A 17478-nucleotide genomic window follows, 5' to 3' on the forward strand; every position below is an offset into this window, starting at 1 on the left:
GGTTGATGCGCTCAGGTCACGACGCGCTGGCAGAGCACGACGAGCGCGAATGCGCCGACGTTGAACGCGGCGAGCCACGCGACTGCGCGCGCGCCGCTGCGGAACAGAAACGCGGCGGAGGCGACCGCGATCCAGACTGGCGGCACGAGCCACATCGCGACTTGGAATTTGCTCGCGGCCGTCAAACCGCCCGGCGAGAGGCGCGCGAACAGCGCGCTGGCGGCGATCGCCAGTCCGAGACCGCCCGTGACGCCCGCGATGAACTTCGTCATCAGGCCGCGTTCGATCGGATTGACGGCGCGCGTCATCGTGCGCGCATCCGTTCGATCAGCACGCCGATGAACGGACACGCGGTCAGGAACGCCATCGAAGCCGCGGTGACGACGGAAAGCGACGTCGCGATTGGCAGCCCGAGCGCGGCGCTCACGAGCGCCGCGACGATGCAGACGACGGCCGCGATACGCGACGGCCGGGCGGGCCAGGGGCGGCGAAGCCATCGTTGGTTAGGCGAACTGGCATGGAATAGCAGCGCGCTGGCGAGCGCCGACGCGACGGTAAAAGCGTTGTTCATGGATCTGGCAAAACGACCGGCGGACGTCTGTTACTCAAATGAGAATGATTATCATACAGAAGTCGCCTTTGCTGTTGACCGGTTTTTCGTGTCGTTCGGCTGACTCATCAGCAAACGTAGGCGCACTGGTTTGACCGTTAGTTGCATTTTTTTCGCGTGATCGCGAAGGCCACGCCATCGCGAACATCCGCAAAACGTCAGTGCGTCATCGCTTCGAGGCGGCGTTGCGATCCTTGTTCGAGCAGCCTGCCGAGCGATACCGGCCTGCTCAACAGAAACCCCTGCACCTTGTCGCAGTGTGCGTCGCGCAGAATGTCCATCTGATCCTGCGTTTCGACGCCCTCCGCGACCACCGTCATGCCGAGCTTGTGCGCCAGATCGATGACGCCTTCCACTACCGTTCTGACCGTCTCGTCGGATACGATGTTGTCGACGAAAGACTTGTCGAGCTTCAGGACATCGGGACGAAAACGCGCGAGATAGCTCAGGCTCGAATAACCCGTGCCGAAATCGTCGATGGCGATCCGCACGCCCATGCGCTGGATCTGCGTAAGCACTTCCTGCGCGCCGTCGATATTTTCGATCAGCGCCGATTCCGTGATTTCCAGCGTGATGCGGCGTGCGTCGATGCAGCATCGCTTGATCGTCTGCTTGAGGACGGAAACGAGCCGGGGATCGCGGAACTGTTTCGGTGACACGTTGATCGACACCGACTTCACCTCCGGCGCCGAGATCGCGAGGTCGCTGGCTGCCTGCACCGCTTTGCGGATGATCCAGTGACCGGCCTCCACGATGAGCCCGCTTTCTTCGAGCACCGGCACGAAGGCGCCCGGCGCCAGCAGGCCGAGCTGCGGATGATTCCAGCGCAGCAGCGCCTCCGCGCCCGTGAGCGCGCCCGAATCGACGCGATACTGCGGCTGGTAATGCAGGACGAACTGGTCGTCGCGGATCGCGTCGTGAAGCTCGGTCTCCAGATGCGCGCGCGCGAGGTCGACCTTTTCCTCTTCGCCGAACACGCGGAACGTGTTGCGTCCCGCCCGCTTCGCCGCGTACATCGCGAGGTCGGCGCTCGTGAACAGCGCCTCGGGCGTGCTGCCGTTCTCGGGATACATCGCGACGCCGATCGAACAGGTCATCGTGACGGTCTTGCAGTCGATGCTGATCGGACGATGGCAGGCGACCGCCAGCCGGCGGCACGCCTGGGCGATCCGGTCCGGGTCCGGCACGCCGGGCAGGAGAATCGTGAACTCGTCGCCGCCCGGGCGCGCCACGATCGCGCTGTCCGGCAGGACGCTGCGAATGCGCTCGGCGATGGCTTTCAGCACCGTGTCGCCCGCCGAATGGCCGGCGGTATCGTTGATCGACTTGAAGCGATCGATGTCGATGAAGAGATAAGCGAACGGTTCGCCGGCATTGCAGTGGGCGAGCAGCGCCTCGGTCATCGAATTGCGGTTGTGAAGTCCCGTCAGACTGTCGATGTTCGCGAGGCGGTGCAGTTCGCGAAGCCGCTCCTGCTCGTCGGTCGCATCGACGCACACGCTCACCACGCGCGCCACCGTGCCCGCCTCGATGACCGGATAGATGTCGGCGCGCACCCAGCGGATGCGCGCCTCGGGCAGACACAGCCGGAAATAGCTCTGCGCCGGCGCGCCCGTCTGGACGGCATCGCGCATCCTGCCGCGCAGTTGCGGCAGGTCGTCGGGATGAACGCGTTCGGCCCATGAGGTTTCATCGGCTTCGAGCGCGGACATCGGCATTTCCCACATCCGCTCGAACGCCGAACTCACGTGAAGCAGCGTGCGGAAGTCCTGGCTTGCGGTCCAGAACACGGCATCGACGTGATCTTCCATGTCCTTCTGGACCTGGGCATTGCCGCGCAGCTCGGCGATCAGATCCACTTCGGCCGTGATGTCGCGCGATTTGCAGAGGATCGCGACGACCTTGTCGCGCTCGCCGAACACGGGCGCGAAGGTCGACGTCCACCATTTCATCGAGCCCGTAACGGTGCGGCAGGCGCCCGAAAACGACGTCGATTCCCCCGCGATGGCGCGCGCGAATGCGTGCCGCGCGTCGGGACCGTCCCAGAGACCGAGCCAGTCGACGCCGACCATGTCGTCGGGGGCATTGGCTTCGATGAGACGCGTACCGACGTCCGAAATGCAAACGATCCGGCCATCGAGATCGAGCAGCTTGAGACAGTCCTCGGCGATGCCGAGCAACCCCTTGGCGAACTGCTGCGCGACGAAAACCTGACGCTTCGATTGCTGCATGTGTTGCGCGACGACCGCCCCGCCAGCGATGAAGACGGCCAGCATCAGGTTCCACGGCAGCGGCGCCCACGCCGAGACGGCGGCCGTCAGCGCGACGGCGGCGCACGCGAGCGCGAAGCCGTCGAGGCGCCGGCCGCACGTGACGTAGGAAAATCTCCTCAGGATCGTTTTGTCGATGGTCCCGAGGAAATCGGTCGCCTTTACCTGCACCGCACCACCCCTTTCTACTGTTCGCTGTTCGCTTCTTAACGGCGTGCGGTGACGGGTCTTTAGCGTTCGATCCGTGACAGTCGGCCGCATACTCAAGGTTCGCCACGAACGCGCCGTAAAGCGCATATGGCAAAACCGGAGCAATCCGGCGACGCAAGTCCTTTAAAAGACGCCCGTTCAGGAGTCAACCGATGTTCAACATCCGCATTCGAATCGCTCTGCTAACGACGGCGCTCTTCCTCGCCATCCCGCCGGCGCCATCGTTCGCCGCCGCGACCGGCCTGCCGCTCGTCGTGCCCGCGTATTTCGATCCCGTCGGCAAGGGCGCGGCCTTCTGGAACGAACTCGCGACGGCCGCCGCGAAAGTCCCCACCATTGTGATCCTCAACCCGAACAGCGGCCCGGGCCTGCGCGAAGACCCCGCCTATACGGCGGCCATCGCCAAGGTGCGGGCGGCGGGCGGCAAGGTGATCGGCTATGTGTCGTCGTCGTATGCGAAGCGTTCGCTTTCCGCCGTGGTGAGCGACATCAATCGGTATGTGTCGCTCTACAGGATCGATGGCTTCTTCATCGACGAAATGACGAACGACGGCGTCACGTCGCACGTCCAGTTCTATCAGTCGGTGTACAACTACATCAAGGGCTTGTCGCCGCGCTATTCGGTGATGGGCAATCCGGGCACGAGCGTGCCCGAGCTTTACGCGAGCCTGCCGGCCGCCGACCAGTTCGTCGTATTCGAGGACAGCGCGAAACGCTACGCGAGCTACGTGAGCGCGCCCTGGCAGGCGCGTTATCCGAAATCGCGCTTCGTGCATGTCGTCTATGGCGTGGACGCTTCGCAACTGGCGAAGACGATCCAGTTCGCGACCACACATGGCGCGGGCGGCGTGTTCGTCACCTCGACCGGATTGCCGAATCCGTACAAGAACCTGCCGGCCTACTGGAATCAGGAAGTCGCCGCCGCGGCGATCCGGTGACGACCCGGGAACGCGCGCCTAAAAGATCTTCCCCGGATTGAGAATGCCGAGCGGATCGAGCGCGTGCTTGATCGCCCGCATCGATTCGACGTCGGCTTCCGTGCGGCTTTGGTGCAGGAAGTGCTTCTTCTTCACGCCGATGCCGTGCTCCGCCGAAATCGAGCCGTGGAATTCGCGCGTGACGTCGTAGACGATGCGGTCGATGTCGTCGTGATCGTGCTTCGGCATGCCCGGCACGTCCACGACGATGTGGATGTTGCCGTCGCCGAGATGTCCGTAGACCAAGATGGTGGCATCCGGCCAGCGCTCGCGCAGACGCACCTCGCAGAGCGCCGCCGCCTCGCCGACCTGCGCGATCGAAAAGCTGACGTCGTAGGCGGCATGGTTCGGAATGAAGCGCTGGTATTCGCCGGGGGCGTCGCGGATCGCCCAGAACGCCTGCGCATGCGCTTCCGACGAGGCCAGCGCCGCGTCGCTCACGATGCCTTCTTCGAGCATCGTCCCGAGAAACTCCTCGAAGGCTTCGCCGTGCCGGACCGGGTCCGTGCCCACGCTTTCCAGCAGCACGTAGAACGGATGTGGTGAGGCGAGCGGCGCGCGCAACGCGTCGAGATTGGCGAGCACGGTATCGTGATAGCCCGCCCACATCACCTCGAACGCGGAGACGCCCGGCGCGAGTCCCGCCTGCGCGCGGGTGAGGAGCGTGGTGACGGCCGCGAAGTCGGGCAAGCCGCACCACGCGGTCGCCGTCGCCGTGGGTTTCGGCCGCAGACGCAGCACCGCGCGCGTGATGACGGCGAGCGTGCCTTCGCTGCCCGTCAGCAGGTGACGAAGATCGTAGCCGCTGTTGTTCTTGATCATCTTGTTGAGCCCGCCGACGATGGCGCCGCTCGCGAGCACGGCTTCGAGGCCCAGCACCTGATCGCGCATCATCCCGTACTTGATGACGCGGTTGCCGCCCGCGTTGGTCGCGAGATTGCCGCCGATCGAACAACTGCCGCGCGCGCCGAGATCGAGCGGAAAGTAGAAGCCCGCCGCGCTCGCCGCTTCCTGGACCACTTGCAGCGGCGTGCCCGCTTCGACCGTCATGGTGCCCGACACAGCATCGATTTCGACGATGCGGTTCATGCGGTCGAGGCTCAGCGCAACTTCGTCGCCGCGCAGGTTCGCGCCGCCGACGAGTCCCGTCAGGCCGCCTTGCGTGACGACCGGCAGTGCATGGCGCGTGCAAAGGGCGAGCGCCGCCGCGACTTCGGCCGTATCGCGCGGCCTGATGAGCGCAAGCGGCACGGCGCTCGGCAGCCCGCTCCAGTCTTCGACGCGGCGGTCGCCGAATTCGCCGGGAAGCATCACCACTTGCGCGCCGAGCGCTTCCCGCAACGCGCTTACCCCTTCGCCTGCTGCCATGACGCTGTCTCCTGTCGTTATCGCGATAGCGGCCTTCATCATAAACAGATCAGACGAAGCCCGCGATCGCATGCGGCACATATGGCGCTTCGAGACGCGCGATTTCATCGGCCGACAGATCGAGCGACAGCGCGGCGACCGCGTCCGTCAGATGCGCGGGCTTCGATGCGCCGACGATCGGCGTCGTCACCGCCGCCTTTTGCGCGACCCACGCGAGCGCGACCTGCGCGCGCGGCACGCCGCGCTCCGCCGCGAGGGCGGCCACCGCTTCGATCACCGCGCGGTCCGCTTCGAGCGAGCGCTCGTAGAGGCCGCTGCCGAAGTCGTCGGTTCGCTGCCGTTCGCTCGACTCGTTCCAGTCGCGCGTCAGGCGCCCGCGCGCGAGCGGACTCCACGGCATCACGCCGATGCCCATGTCTTCGCACAGCGGCAGCATCTCGCGCTCTTCCTCGCGATACAGCAGGTTCAGGTGATTCTGCATCGTGACGAACGGCGTGAAACCGCGTTCGCGCGCGGTGTAGAGCGCCTTGCTGAACTGCCACGCGTACATCGACGACGCGCCGATGTAACGCGCCTTGCCCGCCTTCACGACATCATGGAGCGCTTCGAGCGTTTCCTCGACCGGCGTGTGATAGTCCCAGCGATGGATCTGGTAAAGATCGACGTAATCGGTGCCGAGACGGCGCAGGCTGTTGTCGATTTCGTTGAAGATGGCCTTGCGCGACAGTCCCGCGCCGTTCGGACCCGGACGCATGCGGTTGAACACCTTCGTCGCGATCACGAGGTCGTCGCGCTTGGCGAAATCGCGCAGCGCCCGTCCAACGATTTCCTCCGACGTGCCGTCCGAATACGCATTGGCGGTATCGAAGAAATTGATGCCGGCTTCGAGCGCCTGCCGGATGAGCGGTCGGCTCTGGTCTTCATCGAGCGTCCACGGATGCTTGCCGCGCGAAGGCACGCCGTAAGTCATGCAGCCAAGACACAGACGCGAGACGTCGAGTCCCGTCGAGCCGAGTTTCACGTACTCCATGGATTCGCTCCTTGATGGAAGGTTGCCGGTGTCTGCCTGTGACCGGCGCACACGGCGCGCCGTTCCCGGGCGTGGCGTTTCGCATGGCAACTGAAAGCGTTCTAGCTTTTCGGCGGCGATCATCGGGCGGCTCTTCTTTCCTTCGCACGACGCCGCTTCGTCGCTGCTGCTGTCGCTCGCGACCTTCGGCGCGGGCTTCGTCATGCGCCCGCTCGGCGCGTTCCTGATGAACTGATTGGCCGGGAAACTGTCGGAATGAGCACTAAGGCACCGAACGGCGCAAGCGCCGCCGCCGGGAATCGAAGGATTGCCACGCGATGGCATGTTCGGTGCTAGTTCTGCGACCATGAATGGGAGCACGCCATGAGGATCGCATTGACACATGAGCTGGATCTGAAACGAATCGCCCGCGGAGCGGCAGAACAACTCGCGGCGCTATGGACGAAGCCCCGTGGCGACGGGCCCGGTGAGACGCCAGCCGGCGATCCGGCCGTGGTTGGCGTCATCGACGACTGCTATTCCGAGGCGGTCAACTTCCGTTTCGAGATGCACGGCGTGACGCACCGCGGCCTCGTGACTTACGACGCTTTGAAAATTCGCCACGGTGATGCGGGCCACGAGCCGGAAATGGCGCTGTTCCTGCAGCACGCGCAGGAGATTTGCGCGTCGGCGGCCGAGAAAGTGTCGCGCGGCGAAGCCGAGCCCGTCGTGCTCGAAACCGAAGACATCTAGCGCGCCGAAACGCTCGCGTCCTCAGGCAGCGCGGCGCGCCATCGTTGCGTCCGGCTGCTGCTCGCGGGCGATGCACGCCGAAAGCTCATTGCGGAGACGGTCGAGCCTCACTTTCTGCGGCGGGAGCAGATCGAAGCGCATCTGAAGATCGGCGATGCGTCCGAGCCAGTACTGCGCGGTGAACGGCGCCGGCGTATCGTGGCGGCCGGATTTGACGTAATGCCGGATCACCCTTTCCAGATGAGCGATCGCCGGTTCGGCCGCACACGCGGCATGGCGATACACCTTGGGCGTTTTTTCGTCGATATGAACTCGATTGTGCATCGTCTGCCTGCGGGTCAAGATTGAGTGGCGACCTGAGGCAATCTTCATACCTGAACGCGACGCAAAGCCGCCCCGCCCCCGCGCACAAGGGATTTCCCGACATTGCCTTCCGTCGAAACCGCCGCGCGTACAGCAAAAAACGCCAGATTCTCAGTCGAAACTACAACCGCCGCTTCAATCCTCTGCCGCCCGCAGCGCCGCGCGCGCAAGCACGCCTTCCAGTTCGGGCAAGTCGACCGGCTTCGTCAGATGGGCGTCGAAGCCCGCCGTGCGCGTCCGGGCGATGTCCTCGTCGGAACCGAGGCCCGTCATCGCCGCGACGATCACTTCGCCGCTCTGCGCCTCGCGGATGCGCCGGATCACGTCGAATCCCGTCATGCCCGGCATCGACAGATCGAGCAACACGACCTGCGGCGCGCGTTGCCCGAACGACTGCAGCGCGTCGGGGCCGTCGTAGGCCGCGCGCGCGGTGTGTCCGAGCATTTCCACGAGCAGCGTCATGCTGTCGGCGGAATCCTTGTTGTCGTCGACGACCAGCACGTCGAGCGGCCGGTTCGCGTGCTGATCCGGCGCCGGCGGCGCGCTCGCGGCGCGCGTCGGCGCCTGCACGAGCGGCAACCACATGCTGAACGTGCTCCCCTGGCCCGCGCCGCCGCTGCGCGCTTCGACGTGTCCGCCGTGCAGTTGCGCGATCGCGCGCACGAGCGTCAGGCCGATGCCCAGGCCGCCCTCGTCCGCATGGGCGCCCGGCGGATGTTCCTGCACGAACAGGTCGAACACGCTGTCGAGCGCGTCCGGCGAAATGCCGCGACCCCGGTCGATCACGCGGACCACCACCGAATTCGCATGCGGCCCGGTTTCGAGCGTGATCGTCGAGCCGACCGGGCTGAATTTCGATGCGTTGTTCAGCAAGTTGTTGAGCGCCTGGACGAGCCGCGTCGTGTCGCCTTTCACGAAAAGCGGCTGGTCGGCGCCGCTCACCGCGAGCCGTTGCTGGCGCTCGTCGAAGAGCGGCTGGCTCGCCTCGACGCTCAGCTGGATCACGTCGGCGACGTTGACCGTGTCGCTCGACAGGCGAATCTTGCCCGAACTGACGCGGCCCGCTTCGAGCAGATCGTCGACGAGCTTCGTCAGGTGCGCGAGCTGGCGATCGACGATCTGGCGGCTGCGCACGACGTCGGCGTCGTCGGTCGACTTGAGCTTGAGAATGCTCACCGCATTGCGGATCGGCGCGAGCGGATTGCGCAGTTCGTGGCCGAGCAGCGCCAGGAATTCGTTCATCCGTCGGCTCGACGCTTCCAGTTCTTCGAGCCTGCGCCGCGCGGTCATGTCGCGCGTGATCTTGACGAAGCCTTGCTGGCGTCCGTCGCCGTCGCGCAGCGCGGTCAGGATCACGCGCGCCCAGAACGCGGAACCGTCCTTGCGCAGGCGCCAGCCTTCGTTCTCCACGCGTCCCTGCGACGCCGCCCGCAGTAGTTCGGCCTCCGGCTTCTTCTTACTGACGTCGTCGGGCGAGAAGAACAGCGTGAAGTGCCGCCCGACGATCTCGTCCGCGCTATAGCCGTGGATCGCGCGGGCGCCGTCGTTCCAGGAGCGCACGAAGCCGTCCTGGTCCAGCATGAAGATGGCATAGTCGCTGACGGAATTGATCAGCAGGCGCAGGCGTTCGTCGGCCTCGGTGGCGCGGCGCCGGTCGGAAATGTCGTGGATAAAGCAGGTGAACTGCCGCTGGCTCTCGAACCAGACCTCGCTGATCGTGAGTTCCGCCGGGAATTCGCGCCCGTCGCGGCGCAGCGCCGGCAACTCGACGCGCTTGTTGATGAAGCGCGCTTCGCCCGTCGCGAGGTAGCGCGTGAGGCCCGCCCGGTGCGCGTCGCGAAAGCGCTCGGGCACGATCAGCGCGGACAGTTCCTCGCCGATCGCCTCATGCGTGCGCCAGCCGAACAGGTTCGCCGCGGCCTCGTTCCAGTCGGCGATGAGCCCCGCTTCGTCGATCGCGACGAACGCCACGTGCGCGTTGTCGAGCACGGTGCGCCGGCGCCGCAGCGCGTCGGCGAGCTTTTTCTCGTATTCGATGCGCAGCGACGACTCGACGTTCAGATCCGCGGCGACGCTTTCGTTCGCCCGCAACAGCTTCTCGTTTTCCTGGGCGACCTCTTCCCGCGCGATGGTCACGGCGATGCAGGCGCAAAACGCGTCGAGGATGCTGACGTCGGCGGCCTTGAACTGATCGACCTGGCGCGAAATCAGCTTCAGTACGGCCACCGAGCGTCCTTCGTAGACGACGGGCGCCACCAACATCGACACGGCGCCGACCGCTTCGCACGCGGCGCGGTCGACGCGGTGATCGGTCGACGCATCGCGGCAGATGAGCGGCTGCTGTCGCGTGATGCACAGGCCCGAGAGGCTGCCCTCCAGGGCGATCCGCGTGCCGATGTGACGGGCGGCCTCGCCGCTCACGGCGCGATAGACGAGTTGATCGCCTTCGATCCATTCGACGACCGCGGACGCCACGCCGGCGACTTCCTTGAGCGTATCGGTCACGGATTGCAGATAGGGATCGAGCGGCAGCCTGGAATGCGCGAGGCTCGCAAAGGTCGAAAACCATCTTTGAAAATGCGCGTGCCGAACGGGATTCGACTGTCGCTCTTCAGGGGATGACGCCTCGTACTGGAAGTGCATGGCCCGTTTCCATTTGTTATTGAATTCGCTTCGGTGGCGCGGAACGTGTCCGCGAAACGCCGTGCGATTGAAACACAAAACTCGCGCAAACGTTTGCGCACGTCGATCGGACTTGTCCGCGAGCTTTCAATATTAGTTTTATTGGACCGATGTTAGCTCCGCCAATCCCCCGACATAATCGATTACATACACCACGTTCCGAATTTTCCGAAGGTTTTTTTGCAGGCATGTAAATACGACTTTTTAATTCGGTGCGCATCGCGAAGAAAATTCCGACGATTGCACGCGAAGGTCCCGATAGCGTCCGGGCGGTTATCATCGGGCCTCGCGAATCCATAACAACAACATGATCCATTCGACGACGCGCTCGCGCTGGCCCGGTCTGATCTTCCTTTTCGTGACCGCCGTCGGCTGGGCGCTCAACTGGCCCGCCATGAAAGTGCTGCTCAAGCAATGGCCGCCGCTTTTTTCGCGCGGCGTCGCGGGCGTCGCGGCCGCGCTTTTGCTCGGCGCGATCGCTGCCGCCATCGGCGAGAACACGCGTATTTCGCGCCAGGTCATGCCGCGGGTTGTCCTCGCCGCCTGCACCAACGTCTTCGCGTGGATGGGCTTTTCCACGCTCTCGATGAAATGGCTTTCCGTCAGCGAAGGCGCGCTGCTCGTCTACACGATGCCGGTCTGGGCGATGCTGCTCGCCTGGCCGATCCAGTCGCGCCGGCCGACGCGCCATGGCTTCGCCGCGCTCGCGCTGGCGCTGGCGGGCGTCGTCGTGCTGCTCGGCGGGCACGGCATCGCATTCGACGCGGGCAAGCTCGCCGGCATCGGTTTCGCGCTGTCGGCGGCGGTGCTGTTCGCGCTCGGCACCGTGGTCGCGCGCACGGCGGTGCCGGTTGCGCCGGTCACGCTCGTCGCGTGGCAGGTCGGGATCGGCTGCGTGCCGATGGTGATCGCCGGGCTGCTCTTCGAGCATCCGGATTTCGCGGCGCTCAAGGCGAACGGCTGGGCCGTGCTCGTCTACATGGCGCTCGTGCCGATGGGCGTCTGCTATCTCGCGTGGTTCGCGACGCTGCGCTATTTGCCGCCGGAAGTCGCGTCGATCGGGATGCTGCTCGTGCCGGTCATGGGCATCGTGGCCGCCGCGATCGCGCTCGGCGAGCCGCTCGGCGCCCGCGAAGCTGCGGCGATGGCGCTGACGTTAAGCGGCGTCGGACTTGCGCTGCGCCGCACCGACGCGCCGTCGCGCGGCGAATGACACGGCCGCCGCGCAGCCGAGAAGCAGTACGCAGAAGGTCCGCGCGCGACCTAAAATATAAGCGTGGTCGGGCTCGGATGCGGAGGCCGCGATGAACGAGTTTGTGGGTACCCTGATCCGGTTGTCCGGTTCGGCTTTGAATTCACGCGTGACGGTGGGCGACGTCGTCAACGTGCTGTTCGCGCTCTCGCTGCTGGCGCTCGTCGCGCTGGTGCTGCTGGTGCACGAGGGCATCGAATCGCGCCGCTCGCGCGAGGCGCTGCGCGGCCATGCGCCACGCGAGGCTCATCACGGCTGGCTGCGTCATCGCCATTAAGCGGCTGCGAGCACCGCCGGGCGCGGGCTTTGGAGCGACGCGGCGCGGGCGGTCGGACGGCCGCGAGCGTCTGCAAAACTAAAGGCCCCGTCGCGCAATGCGGCGGGGCCTTCTCTCAAGATAGTTCGTCGATGGGAAGTAGTAGGCGCGGCGCCGTCCTGCCGCGCCAGAACGCTTCTTACATCGGCTCTCACACTCTCTGGCGGATGTCCCAATGTACATACAAATAAATGCCGCCTGTGTGGGGCGTCGCACGCAGTTCGCGAAATAGCGCGACGCCCGGCGGCTCGCTTCACGGCGCGGCGCTCGGGCCAGAGGCGGGCTGCTGTTCGGATGGCACCGGCAGCAACGGCGGCATCTCGGCCGGCATCGGCGATGCGATGATCGGCGGCACGGCCTGCGGCTGCGGCGGCGCCGGCGATACCGAAGCGGCCGGCGTTGGCGGTGCAATCGGCGCGGCCGGCACCGCGGGAACGCGCCGCATCGCGGGCCGCGGCTTCGCGGGCGGCTCGCTCGCCGGCTTCGAAGCGAACAGGTTCGCGAACCATCCTCGAACGCTCGCGACCCACGCGCGCAGCGTGCCGGTCTCTTCTTCCCTGGCGAAGCGCTCGCGCGAATCGATCAGATGCGAGCGCATCGAACGCTGGACGAAATCGCCGACGATCGGCAATGCGCTGTGCGCGCCCTGTCCCCAATAGTCGCTTCGCAACGTCACGCGACTGTCGTTGAAGCCGACCCACGCGCCCGCCACGAGTTGCGGATGCATCAGGATGAACCAGCCGTCGGCGTTGTCCTGCGTCGTACCGGTCTTGCCCGCGACATCCCCGCGAATCCCGAAGCGGCTGCGAATGCTCGAACCCGTGCCGCGATCGATCACCGCGCGCATCGCGTCGAGCAGTTTCTGCGCGGCGTCCGCAGGCAGCACGCGTTCGGGCGTCGCGGGCTCGAACTGCGCCAGCACCCCGCCTTTGCGATCCTCGATGCGCGTGACGAGCACCGGCTCGACATGGCCGCCGCCGTTCGCGATCGTCCCATATGCCGACACCATCTCCTTCAGCGTGACCGGACTCGTGCCGAGCGCGAGCGACGGCACGAGTTCGAGCCTGCTGTCGCGCACGCCCATCGCACGGGCGAGCCGCGCGACGCGCGCGGGCCCGACTTCCTGCATCAGTTGCGCCGTGATGCGGTTCTTCGAATAGGCGAGACCGTCGCGCAGGGTCACGGGACGGCCGCTCGGCGGCGAGTCGTCCTCGGGACGCCAGACTTCGCCGCCCGCGAGCGGGATCTCGACGGCCTGGTCGATGAAGGTGTCGTCGGGCTTGGCGCCTTGCTCGAACGCCGCGCCGTAGACGAACGGCTTGAACGTCGAGCCCGGCTGGCGCCGCGCCTGGCTGACGTGATCGAACGGGTCCTGGCTGAAATCGCGGCTGCCGACCCACGCCCGGATATAGCCGTTGCGCGGATCGAGCGCGAGAAACGCCGCTTGCATGCGCGTCTTGTTCTCGCACAGCGTGCGCATGAAGTTGCGATCCGAAGCGAAGCGCTTCATCGCTTCGTCGTCGGCGACGCCGGCGTCCTTCGCCGCGCGGTATTCGGGCGACTCGCGCACGAACGCGTGCACGAGGTCGGGATTGCCGCCGGCGCAGCCCGCACGCGCGCCCCACGCCGCGTTCGCGATCGACTGCAACTGGTTGCCCTGCCACGTGACCGCTTGCGTCGCCATCGTCTGCAGACGCGAGTCGATAGTGGTGCGCACGACGAGCCCGTCGGAATAGATGTTGTAGTCGTTGTCGTCGGCCCACGCGATCAGCCACTTGCGCAACTGCTGCGCGAAATGCGGCGCGCGGCCGGGCGCCTCCAACTGGCGTTCGAAATCGACGCGCAACGGCCGGCGCTTCAACGACTCGTAAGTCGCGGGCGCGAGATGCCCGTACTTCACCATCTGCGCGAGCACGATGTTGCGCCGCTCCAGCGCGCGCTCGGGATTGATGACCGGGTTGTAGTAACTGTTGCCCTTCAGCATGCCGACGAGCGTCGCGCTCTCGGTCACGTCGAGCCGATCGGCGGATTTGTCGAAGTAGGTGCGCGCCGCCATCTCGATGCCATACGCGTTGTAGAGGAACGGCACGGTGTTGAGATAGGTTTCGAGGATCTCGGCTTTCGTGTAGATCATCTCGATCTTGAGCGCGGTGATCGCTTCCTTCAGCTTGCGCGTGAGCGTCTGCGAGCGGCCGATGTCGTCCGGGTACAGGTTGCGCGCGAGCTGCTGGGTGATGGTGGAGCCGCCCTGCCGGTCGCCGGAAAACGTGTGAACCGCCGCCGACGCCGTGCGCCGCCAGTCCAGACCGTGATGCTCGTAGAAGCGATGATCCTCGGTCGCGACGAGCGCCTCCACGACGTGCGGCGAGATGTCCGCGAGCTTCGCCCACTCGCGGTTGACGGGTTTGAATTCCGCGAGCAGCTTGCCATCGGCGGAGAAGATGCGCGCGGGTTCGTCGACCTTGGCACGGCGGATGTCGCCGATGCCGGGCGTGAACGGAATCAGCACGAGCACGTAGAGGAGCACGAGCGCGGGCACCGCTGCCGCCGCCCGCACGAGACCGCGTCGCGTGGGATGGCGCAGGCGGCGCAAGAGTGCGGCCGCGACCGGGCGCGTGCGCGCGATGGCGCGGTCGAAATGGTCTCGAAGAAAGGATACGTCGGGGCGCTTCACACTGACCTGCCGGCTGCGGGAAAGGCAGCATGCTAGCAAATTGGGCACGGACGGCCCGCAAGGCGCGGCTTCCACGTTTTTTTCGATCGGCCATAATGTGCCGTCCGCACGAGCGAGCCCATCGCATGATCCAGGAATCCGTTACACGCGCCGCGAGCGCCCTGCGCAGCACGGCGGACTTCTGGTCCGTGCGCATCGTCGATGAACGAATCGACCAGCATGCCGTGCGCAACGACGTAGTCCAGCCGCTCCCCACCACGCGCGATCGCGGCGCGATGCTCGTCGCGTGGGCCGGCGCGGGTGCAGGTTACGCGGCGAGTCCCGACCTTTCCGCGTCGGGCCTGCAAGCCGCACTCGACGTCGCCACGCAGCGCGCACACGCGTGCGCGGCCGCGTCGCTCGTCGATCATCGTCAGATGCGCCGTCCCGTCGAAAGCGGCCGATATGAATCGCCCGGCGCACAAGCGCCCCTGCCCGATCGCAACGAATGGCTCGCGCGTCTCGCGCACGAATGCGCCACGGCGCGTATCGACGAGCGCATCGTCGAACGCATCGCGGGCGTGACCCTCACGCGCATCGAGCAGACCTTCATCACGAGCGACGGCGTGCGCATCGACCAGCGTTTCAATCTCGTGATGCCGCAATTCACCGCCGTCGCGCACGCGGCGGGCGACACCCAAGTCCGCACGCTCGGCGGCGACTATGGCACGCTCGCTCAGGGCGGCGTCGAAGTGCTCGCGCGCTATCGGTTCGACGGCGCGGGCGAGCGCATCGCCGAAGAAGCGCTGCAACTGCTCGCCGCGCCGAATTGTCCGTCGGGACCGCGCGACCTGCTCCTGATGCCCGACCAGATGATGCTGCAGATCCACGAGTCGATCGGTCATCCGCTCGAACTGGATCGCATCCTCGGCGACGAGCGCAATTTCGCGGGATCGAGCTTCGTCAGGCGTGAGGATTTCGGCACGTATCGCTACGGCTCGCCGCTACTCAATGTGACCTTCGATCCGGGCTACGCGGCCGAAGCCGCCACCTACGCGTTCGACGACGACGGCACGCCCGCGCATAAGGCGTATCTGATCCGCGACGGCGTGCTCGAACGCCCGCTCGGCGGCGCGCTGTCGCAACAGCGCGCGGGGCTTCCCGGCGTGGCGAACTCGCGGGCGTCGAGCTGGAACCGTCCGCCGATCGACCGCATGGCGAATCTGAACATCGAGCCGGGATCGAGTTCGCTCGACGAAATGATCGCCGGCATCGAACGCGGCATCATGATGCGCACGAATACGTCGTGGTCCATCGACGATCATCGCAACAAGTTTCAGTTCGGCTGCGAGTGGGGCCAGCTGATCGAGAACGGCAGGCTCACGCAAGTGGTCCGGCAACCGAACTATCGCGGCATCTCGGCGAACTTCTGGCGCAGCCTCGCCGCGGTCGGCAACGAAGAGACGCGCCGCGTGTATGGCACGTCGATGTGCGGCAAGGGCGAGCCGATGCAGATCGTGCGCGTCGGCCATGCGTCGCCGGCATGCGTGTTCAGCAACGTCGACGTGTTCGGAGGCGCGCGATGACCGCACGGGCATTCGACTGGCATCGTCATTTCGGCTCGCTCGCGGAAGACATCGAAGCACGGCTGCGCGAAGGCGAAGTCGCGTTGACGTCGCTCTCGGCAGAAGACTCGGACTTCGTTCGCTTCAACGCGGGCAAGGTGCGGCAGATCGGCCGCGTGACGCAGGGCAAGCTGACGCTGCGGCTCATAGAGGGCGAACGGCAGGCGTATGCGACGCTCACGATCTGCGGCGACCCCGCGCAGGATCGAAGCGATATCGCCGAGACGCTCGCCATCCTGCGCGACGGCCTGCGCGACGCGCCCGACGATCCGCACCTGCTCATCGACCGCTCGCCGTGGACGCAGTCGACGCGTCGGCGCGGCACCTTGCCCGCGATCGACGCGCTCGTGCGCGTCGTGACCGGCTGCGCGGCCGGGTTCGATTTCGTCGGCTTCTACGCGGGCGGATCGATCGTGCGCGGCTTCGCTTCGTCGCTCGGAAGCCGCGGCTGGCACGAGGTCGAGAACTTCAACTTCAGTTGGTCGCTGTGCGAAGCGGGCGGACGCGCGATCAAGACGACCTACGCGGGCGACGACTGGCGCGACGACGTTTTCGCGAGCCGCGTCGAGCAGGCCGCCGCCCGCATGCGGGTGTTCGAGCGCACGCCGCGCGTCCTGTCGCCGGGACAGTACCGCGCTTACCTCGCGCCCGCCGCGCTTTGGGAACTGATCGGCACCGCGTCGTTCACCGCGTTCTCCGCGCGCCAGCAGGCGAGCGGGCGCAGCGAGCTGCATCGGCTGCACGCGGGCGAGGTGTCGCTCGATCCGCGCGTCACGCTGACAGAAGACCTCGGCCTCGACATCGCGCCGCGCTTCAACGAGGACGGCTATCTGCGCGAGAGCGTCGCGCTCATCGAACAGGGCCGCAGCGCAGGACTGCTCGTCAGCGCACGCACGGCTCGCGAACACGGCCAGCGTCCGAACGGGGCGCCCGCAAACGAGATGCCGGTCACGTTGTCGATGCAAGGCGGCAATCTCGCCGACGCCGACGTGCTGAAGGCGCTCGATACGGGGCTCTATGTCGGCAACCTCTGGTACGTGAATTTTTCCGATCGCGTGAACTGCCGGCTCACCGGCATGACGCGCTTTGCGACGTTCTGGGTCGAGCATGGCGAGATCGTCGCGCCCGTCGAGGCAATGCGTTTCGACGACAGCCTCTATCGCCTGCTCGGCAGCGAACTCGAACGGCTCGGCGCGACGCCGGAGCTGATGCTGAGCGACTGGACCTGGGGCGAACGGTCGACGGGCGGGATGAAACTACCCGGACTTCTCGCGCGTTCATTCGACCTGACTCTTTAAGCGCGGACAGCGGCGCCCGCCGCTGTCTTTTCTACGCGTGCTTCGCCGCCACCGCAAATAACGATACGAACGGTTGCCATTCGCGCTAAAAG

At 66.0% G+C, this 17478-nt stretch carries 14 protein-coding genes; 7 read left to right on the forward strand and 7 right to left on the reverse strand.

Annotation, left to right across the window (positions count from 1 at the left end):
• Window positions 1-11: 11 nt before the first annotated feature.
• Window positions 12-308, reverse strand: coding sequence for a hypothetical protein (locus QCE48_RS20400; RefSeq protein WP_309784993.1), 297 nt, complete (start codon window positions 306-308; stop codon window positions 12-14).
• A gap of 30 nt (window positions 309-338) precedes the next feature.
• Here QCE48_RS20400 and QCE48_RS20405 point away from each other — a divergent pair, with 30 nt between their 5' ends.
• The gene (locus QCE48_RS20405) at window positions 339-674 is read left to right on the forward strand and encodes a hypothetical protein (RefSeq protein ID WP_309794294.1); all 336 of its coding nucleotides are present in this window, start codon (window positions 339-341) and stop codon (window positions 672-674) included.
• 94 nt (window positions 675-768) lie between these two features.
• Here QCE48_RS20405 and QCE48_RS20410 read toward each other — a convergent pair whose 3' ends face one another.
• Window positions 769-3051: an EAL domain-containing protein gene (locus QCE48_RS20410; protein ID WP_309784995.1), complete on the reverse strand. Its 2283-nt coding sequence runs from the start codon at window positions 3049-3051 to the stop codon at window positions 769-771.
• 191 nt (window positions 3052-3242) lie between these two features.
• Here QCE48_RS20410 and QCE48_RS20415 point away from each other — a divergent pair, with 191 nt between their 5' ends.
• A complete protein-coding gene (locus QCE48_RS20415; protein WP_309784996.1) occupies window positions 3243-4028 on the forward strand; it encodes a spherulation-specific family 4 protein in 786 nt (261 codons plus the stop codon).
• A gap of 18 nt (window positions 4029-4046) precedes the next feature.
• Here the strand turns inward: QCE48_RS20415 and QCE48_RS20420 are convergent, their stop codons facing one another.
• Both QCE48_RS20420 and QCE48_RS20425 read right to left on the reverse strand, forming a co-directional pair.
• A complete protein-coding gene (locus QCE48_RS20420) occupies window positions 4047-5435 on the reverse strand; it encodes an FAD-binding oxidoreductase (protein WP_309784997.1) in 1389 nt (462 codons plus the stop codon).
• A 49-nt stretch (window positions 5436-5484) separates the two neighbouring features.
• Entirely contained in the window at window positions 5485-6465 is a 981-nt protein-coding gene (locus QCE48_RS20425) for an aldo/keto reductase (protein WP_309784998.1), read from the reverse strand.
• A 363-nt stretch (window positions 6466-6828) separates the two neighbouring features.
• Here QCE48_RS20425 and QCE48_RS20430 point away from each other — a divergent pair, with 363 nt between their 5' ends.
• Window positions 6829-7197: a hypothetical protein gene (locus QCE48_RS20430; RefSeq protein ID WP_309784999.1), complete on the forward strand. Its 369-nt coding sequence runs from the start codon at window positions 6829-6831 to the stop codon at window positions 7195-7197.
• Between the two features lie 21 nt (window positions 7198-7218).
• Here the strand turns inward: QCE48_RS20430 and QCE48_RS20435 are convergent, their stop codons facing one another.
• Window positions 7219-7569, reverse strand: coding sequence for a hypothetical protein (locus QCE48_RS20435; protein ID WP_309785000.1), 351 nt, complete (start codon window positions 7567-7569; stop codon window positions 7219-7221).
• A gap of 126 nt (window positions 7570-7695) precedes the next feature.
• Complete coding sequence (locus QCE48_RS20440) at window positions 7696-10203, reverse strand: PAS domain S-box protein (RefSeq protein WP_309785001.1); 2508 nt, start codon at window positions 10201-10203, stop codon at window positions 7696-7698.
• A gap of 346 nt (window positions 10204-10549) precedes the next feature.
• Between QCE48_RS20440 and QCE48_RS20445 the strand changes: the two genes are divergently transcribed.
• Both QCE48_RS20445 and QCE48_RS20450 read left to right on the forward strand, forming a co-directional pair.
• Window positions 10550-11455 (forward strand): DMT family transporter, encoded by a 906-nt coding sequence (locus QCE48_RS20445; RefSeq protein ID WP_309785002.1) that lies wholly within the window; start codon window positions 10550-10552, stop codon window positions 11453-11455.
• 91 nt (window positions 11456-11546) lie between these two features.
• Window positions 11547-11771 carry a hypothetical protein gene (locus QCE48_RS20450; protein ID WP_309785003.1) on the forward strand — a complete coding sequence of 75 codons (225 nt, stop codon included), beginning with the start codon at window positions 11547-11549 and terminating at the stop codon, window positions 11769-11771.
• A 292-nt stretch (window positions 11772-12063) separates the two neighbouring features.
• Here the strand turns inward: QCE48_RS20450 and QCE48_RS20455 are convergent, their stop codons facing one another.
• A complete protein-coding gene (locus tag QCE48_RS20455; RefSeq protein WP_404982617.1) occupies window positions 12064-14484 on the reverse strand; it encodes a penicillin-binding protein 1A in 2421 nt (806 codons plus the stop codon).
• Window positions 14485-14609: 125 nt separating this feature from the next.
• Between QCE48_RS20455 and QCE48_RS20460 the strand changes: the two genes are divergently transcribed.
• Window positions 14610-16049 carry a TldD/PmbA family protein gene (locus tag QCE48_RS20460; RefSeq protein ID WP_309785004.1) on the forward strand — a complete coding sequence of 480 codons (1440 nt, stop codon included), beginning with the start codon at window positions 14610-14612 and terminating at the stop codon, window positions 16047-16049.
• Window positions 16046-17386: a metallopeptidase TldD-related protein gene (locus QCE48_RS20465; RefSeq protein WP_309785005.1), complete on the forward strand. Its 1341-nt coding sequence runs from the start codon at window positions 16046-16048 to the stop codon at window positions 17384-17386. Before QCE48_RS20460 ends, QCE48_RS20465 begins: the two co-directional genes overlap by 4 nt.
• The last annotated feature ends 92 nt before the right edge of the window (window positions 17387-17478 follow it).

It is taken from the genome of Caballeronia sp. LZ024 (assembly GCF_031451455.1).
Classification (GTDB): Bacteria; Pseudomonadota; Gammaproteobacteria; order Burkholderiales; family Burkholderiaceae; genus Caballeronia; species Caballeronia telluris.

Coding starts and splice junctions, on each gene's coding strand:
- QCE48_RS20400 (WP_309784993.1), bottom strand. CDS start 308: ATGACGCGCGCCGTCAATCCGATCGAACGCGGCCTGATGACGAAGTTC.
- QCE48_RS20405 (WP_309794294.1), top strand. CDS start 339: ATGAACGGACACGCGGTCAGGAACGCCATCGAAGCCGCGGTGACGACG.
- QCE48_RS20415 (WP_309784996.1), top strand. CDS start 3,243: ATGTTCAACATCCGCATTCGAATCGCTCTGCTAACGACGGCGCTCTTC.
- QCE48_RS20420 (WP_309784997.1), bottom strand. CDS start 5,435: ATGGCAGCAGGCGAAGGGGTAAGCGCGTTGCGGGAAGCGCTCGGCGCG.
- QCE48_RS20425 (WP_309784998.1), bottom strand. CDS start 6,465: ATGGAGTACGTGAAACTCGGCTCGACGGGACTCGACGTCTCGCGTCTG.
- QCE48_RS20430 (WP_309784999.1), top strand. CDS start 6,829: ATGAGGATCGCATTGACACATGAGCTGGATCTGAAACGAATCGCCCGC.
- QCE48_RS20435 (WP_309785000.1), bottom strand. CDS start 7,569: ATGAAGATTGCCTCAGGTCGCCACTCAATCTTGACCCGCAGGCAGACG.
- QCE48_RS20440 (WP_309785001.1), bottom strand. CDS start 10,203: ATGCACTTCCAGTACGAGGCGTCATCCCCTGAAGAGCGACAGTCGAAT.
- QCE48_RS20445 (WP_309785002.1), top strand. CDS start 10,550: ATGATCCATTCGACGACGCGCTCGCGCTGGCCCGGTCTGATCTTCCTT.
- QCE48_RS20450 (WP_309785003.1), top strand. CDS start 11,547: ATGAACGAGTTTGTGGGTACCCTGATCCGGTTGTCCGGTTCGGCTTTG.
- QCE48_RS20460 (WP_309785004.1), top strand. CDS start 14,610: ATGATCCAGGAATCCGTTACACGCGCCGCGAGCGCCCTGCGCAGCACG.
- QCE48_RS20465 (WP_309785005.1), top strand. CDS start 16,046: ATGACCGCACGGGCATTCGACTGGCATCGTCATTTCGGCTCGCTCGCG.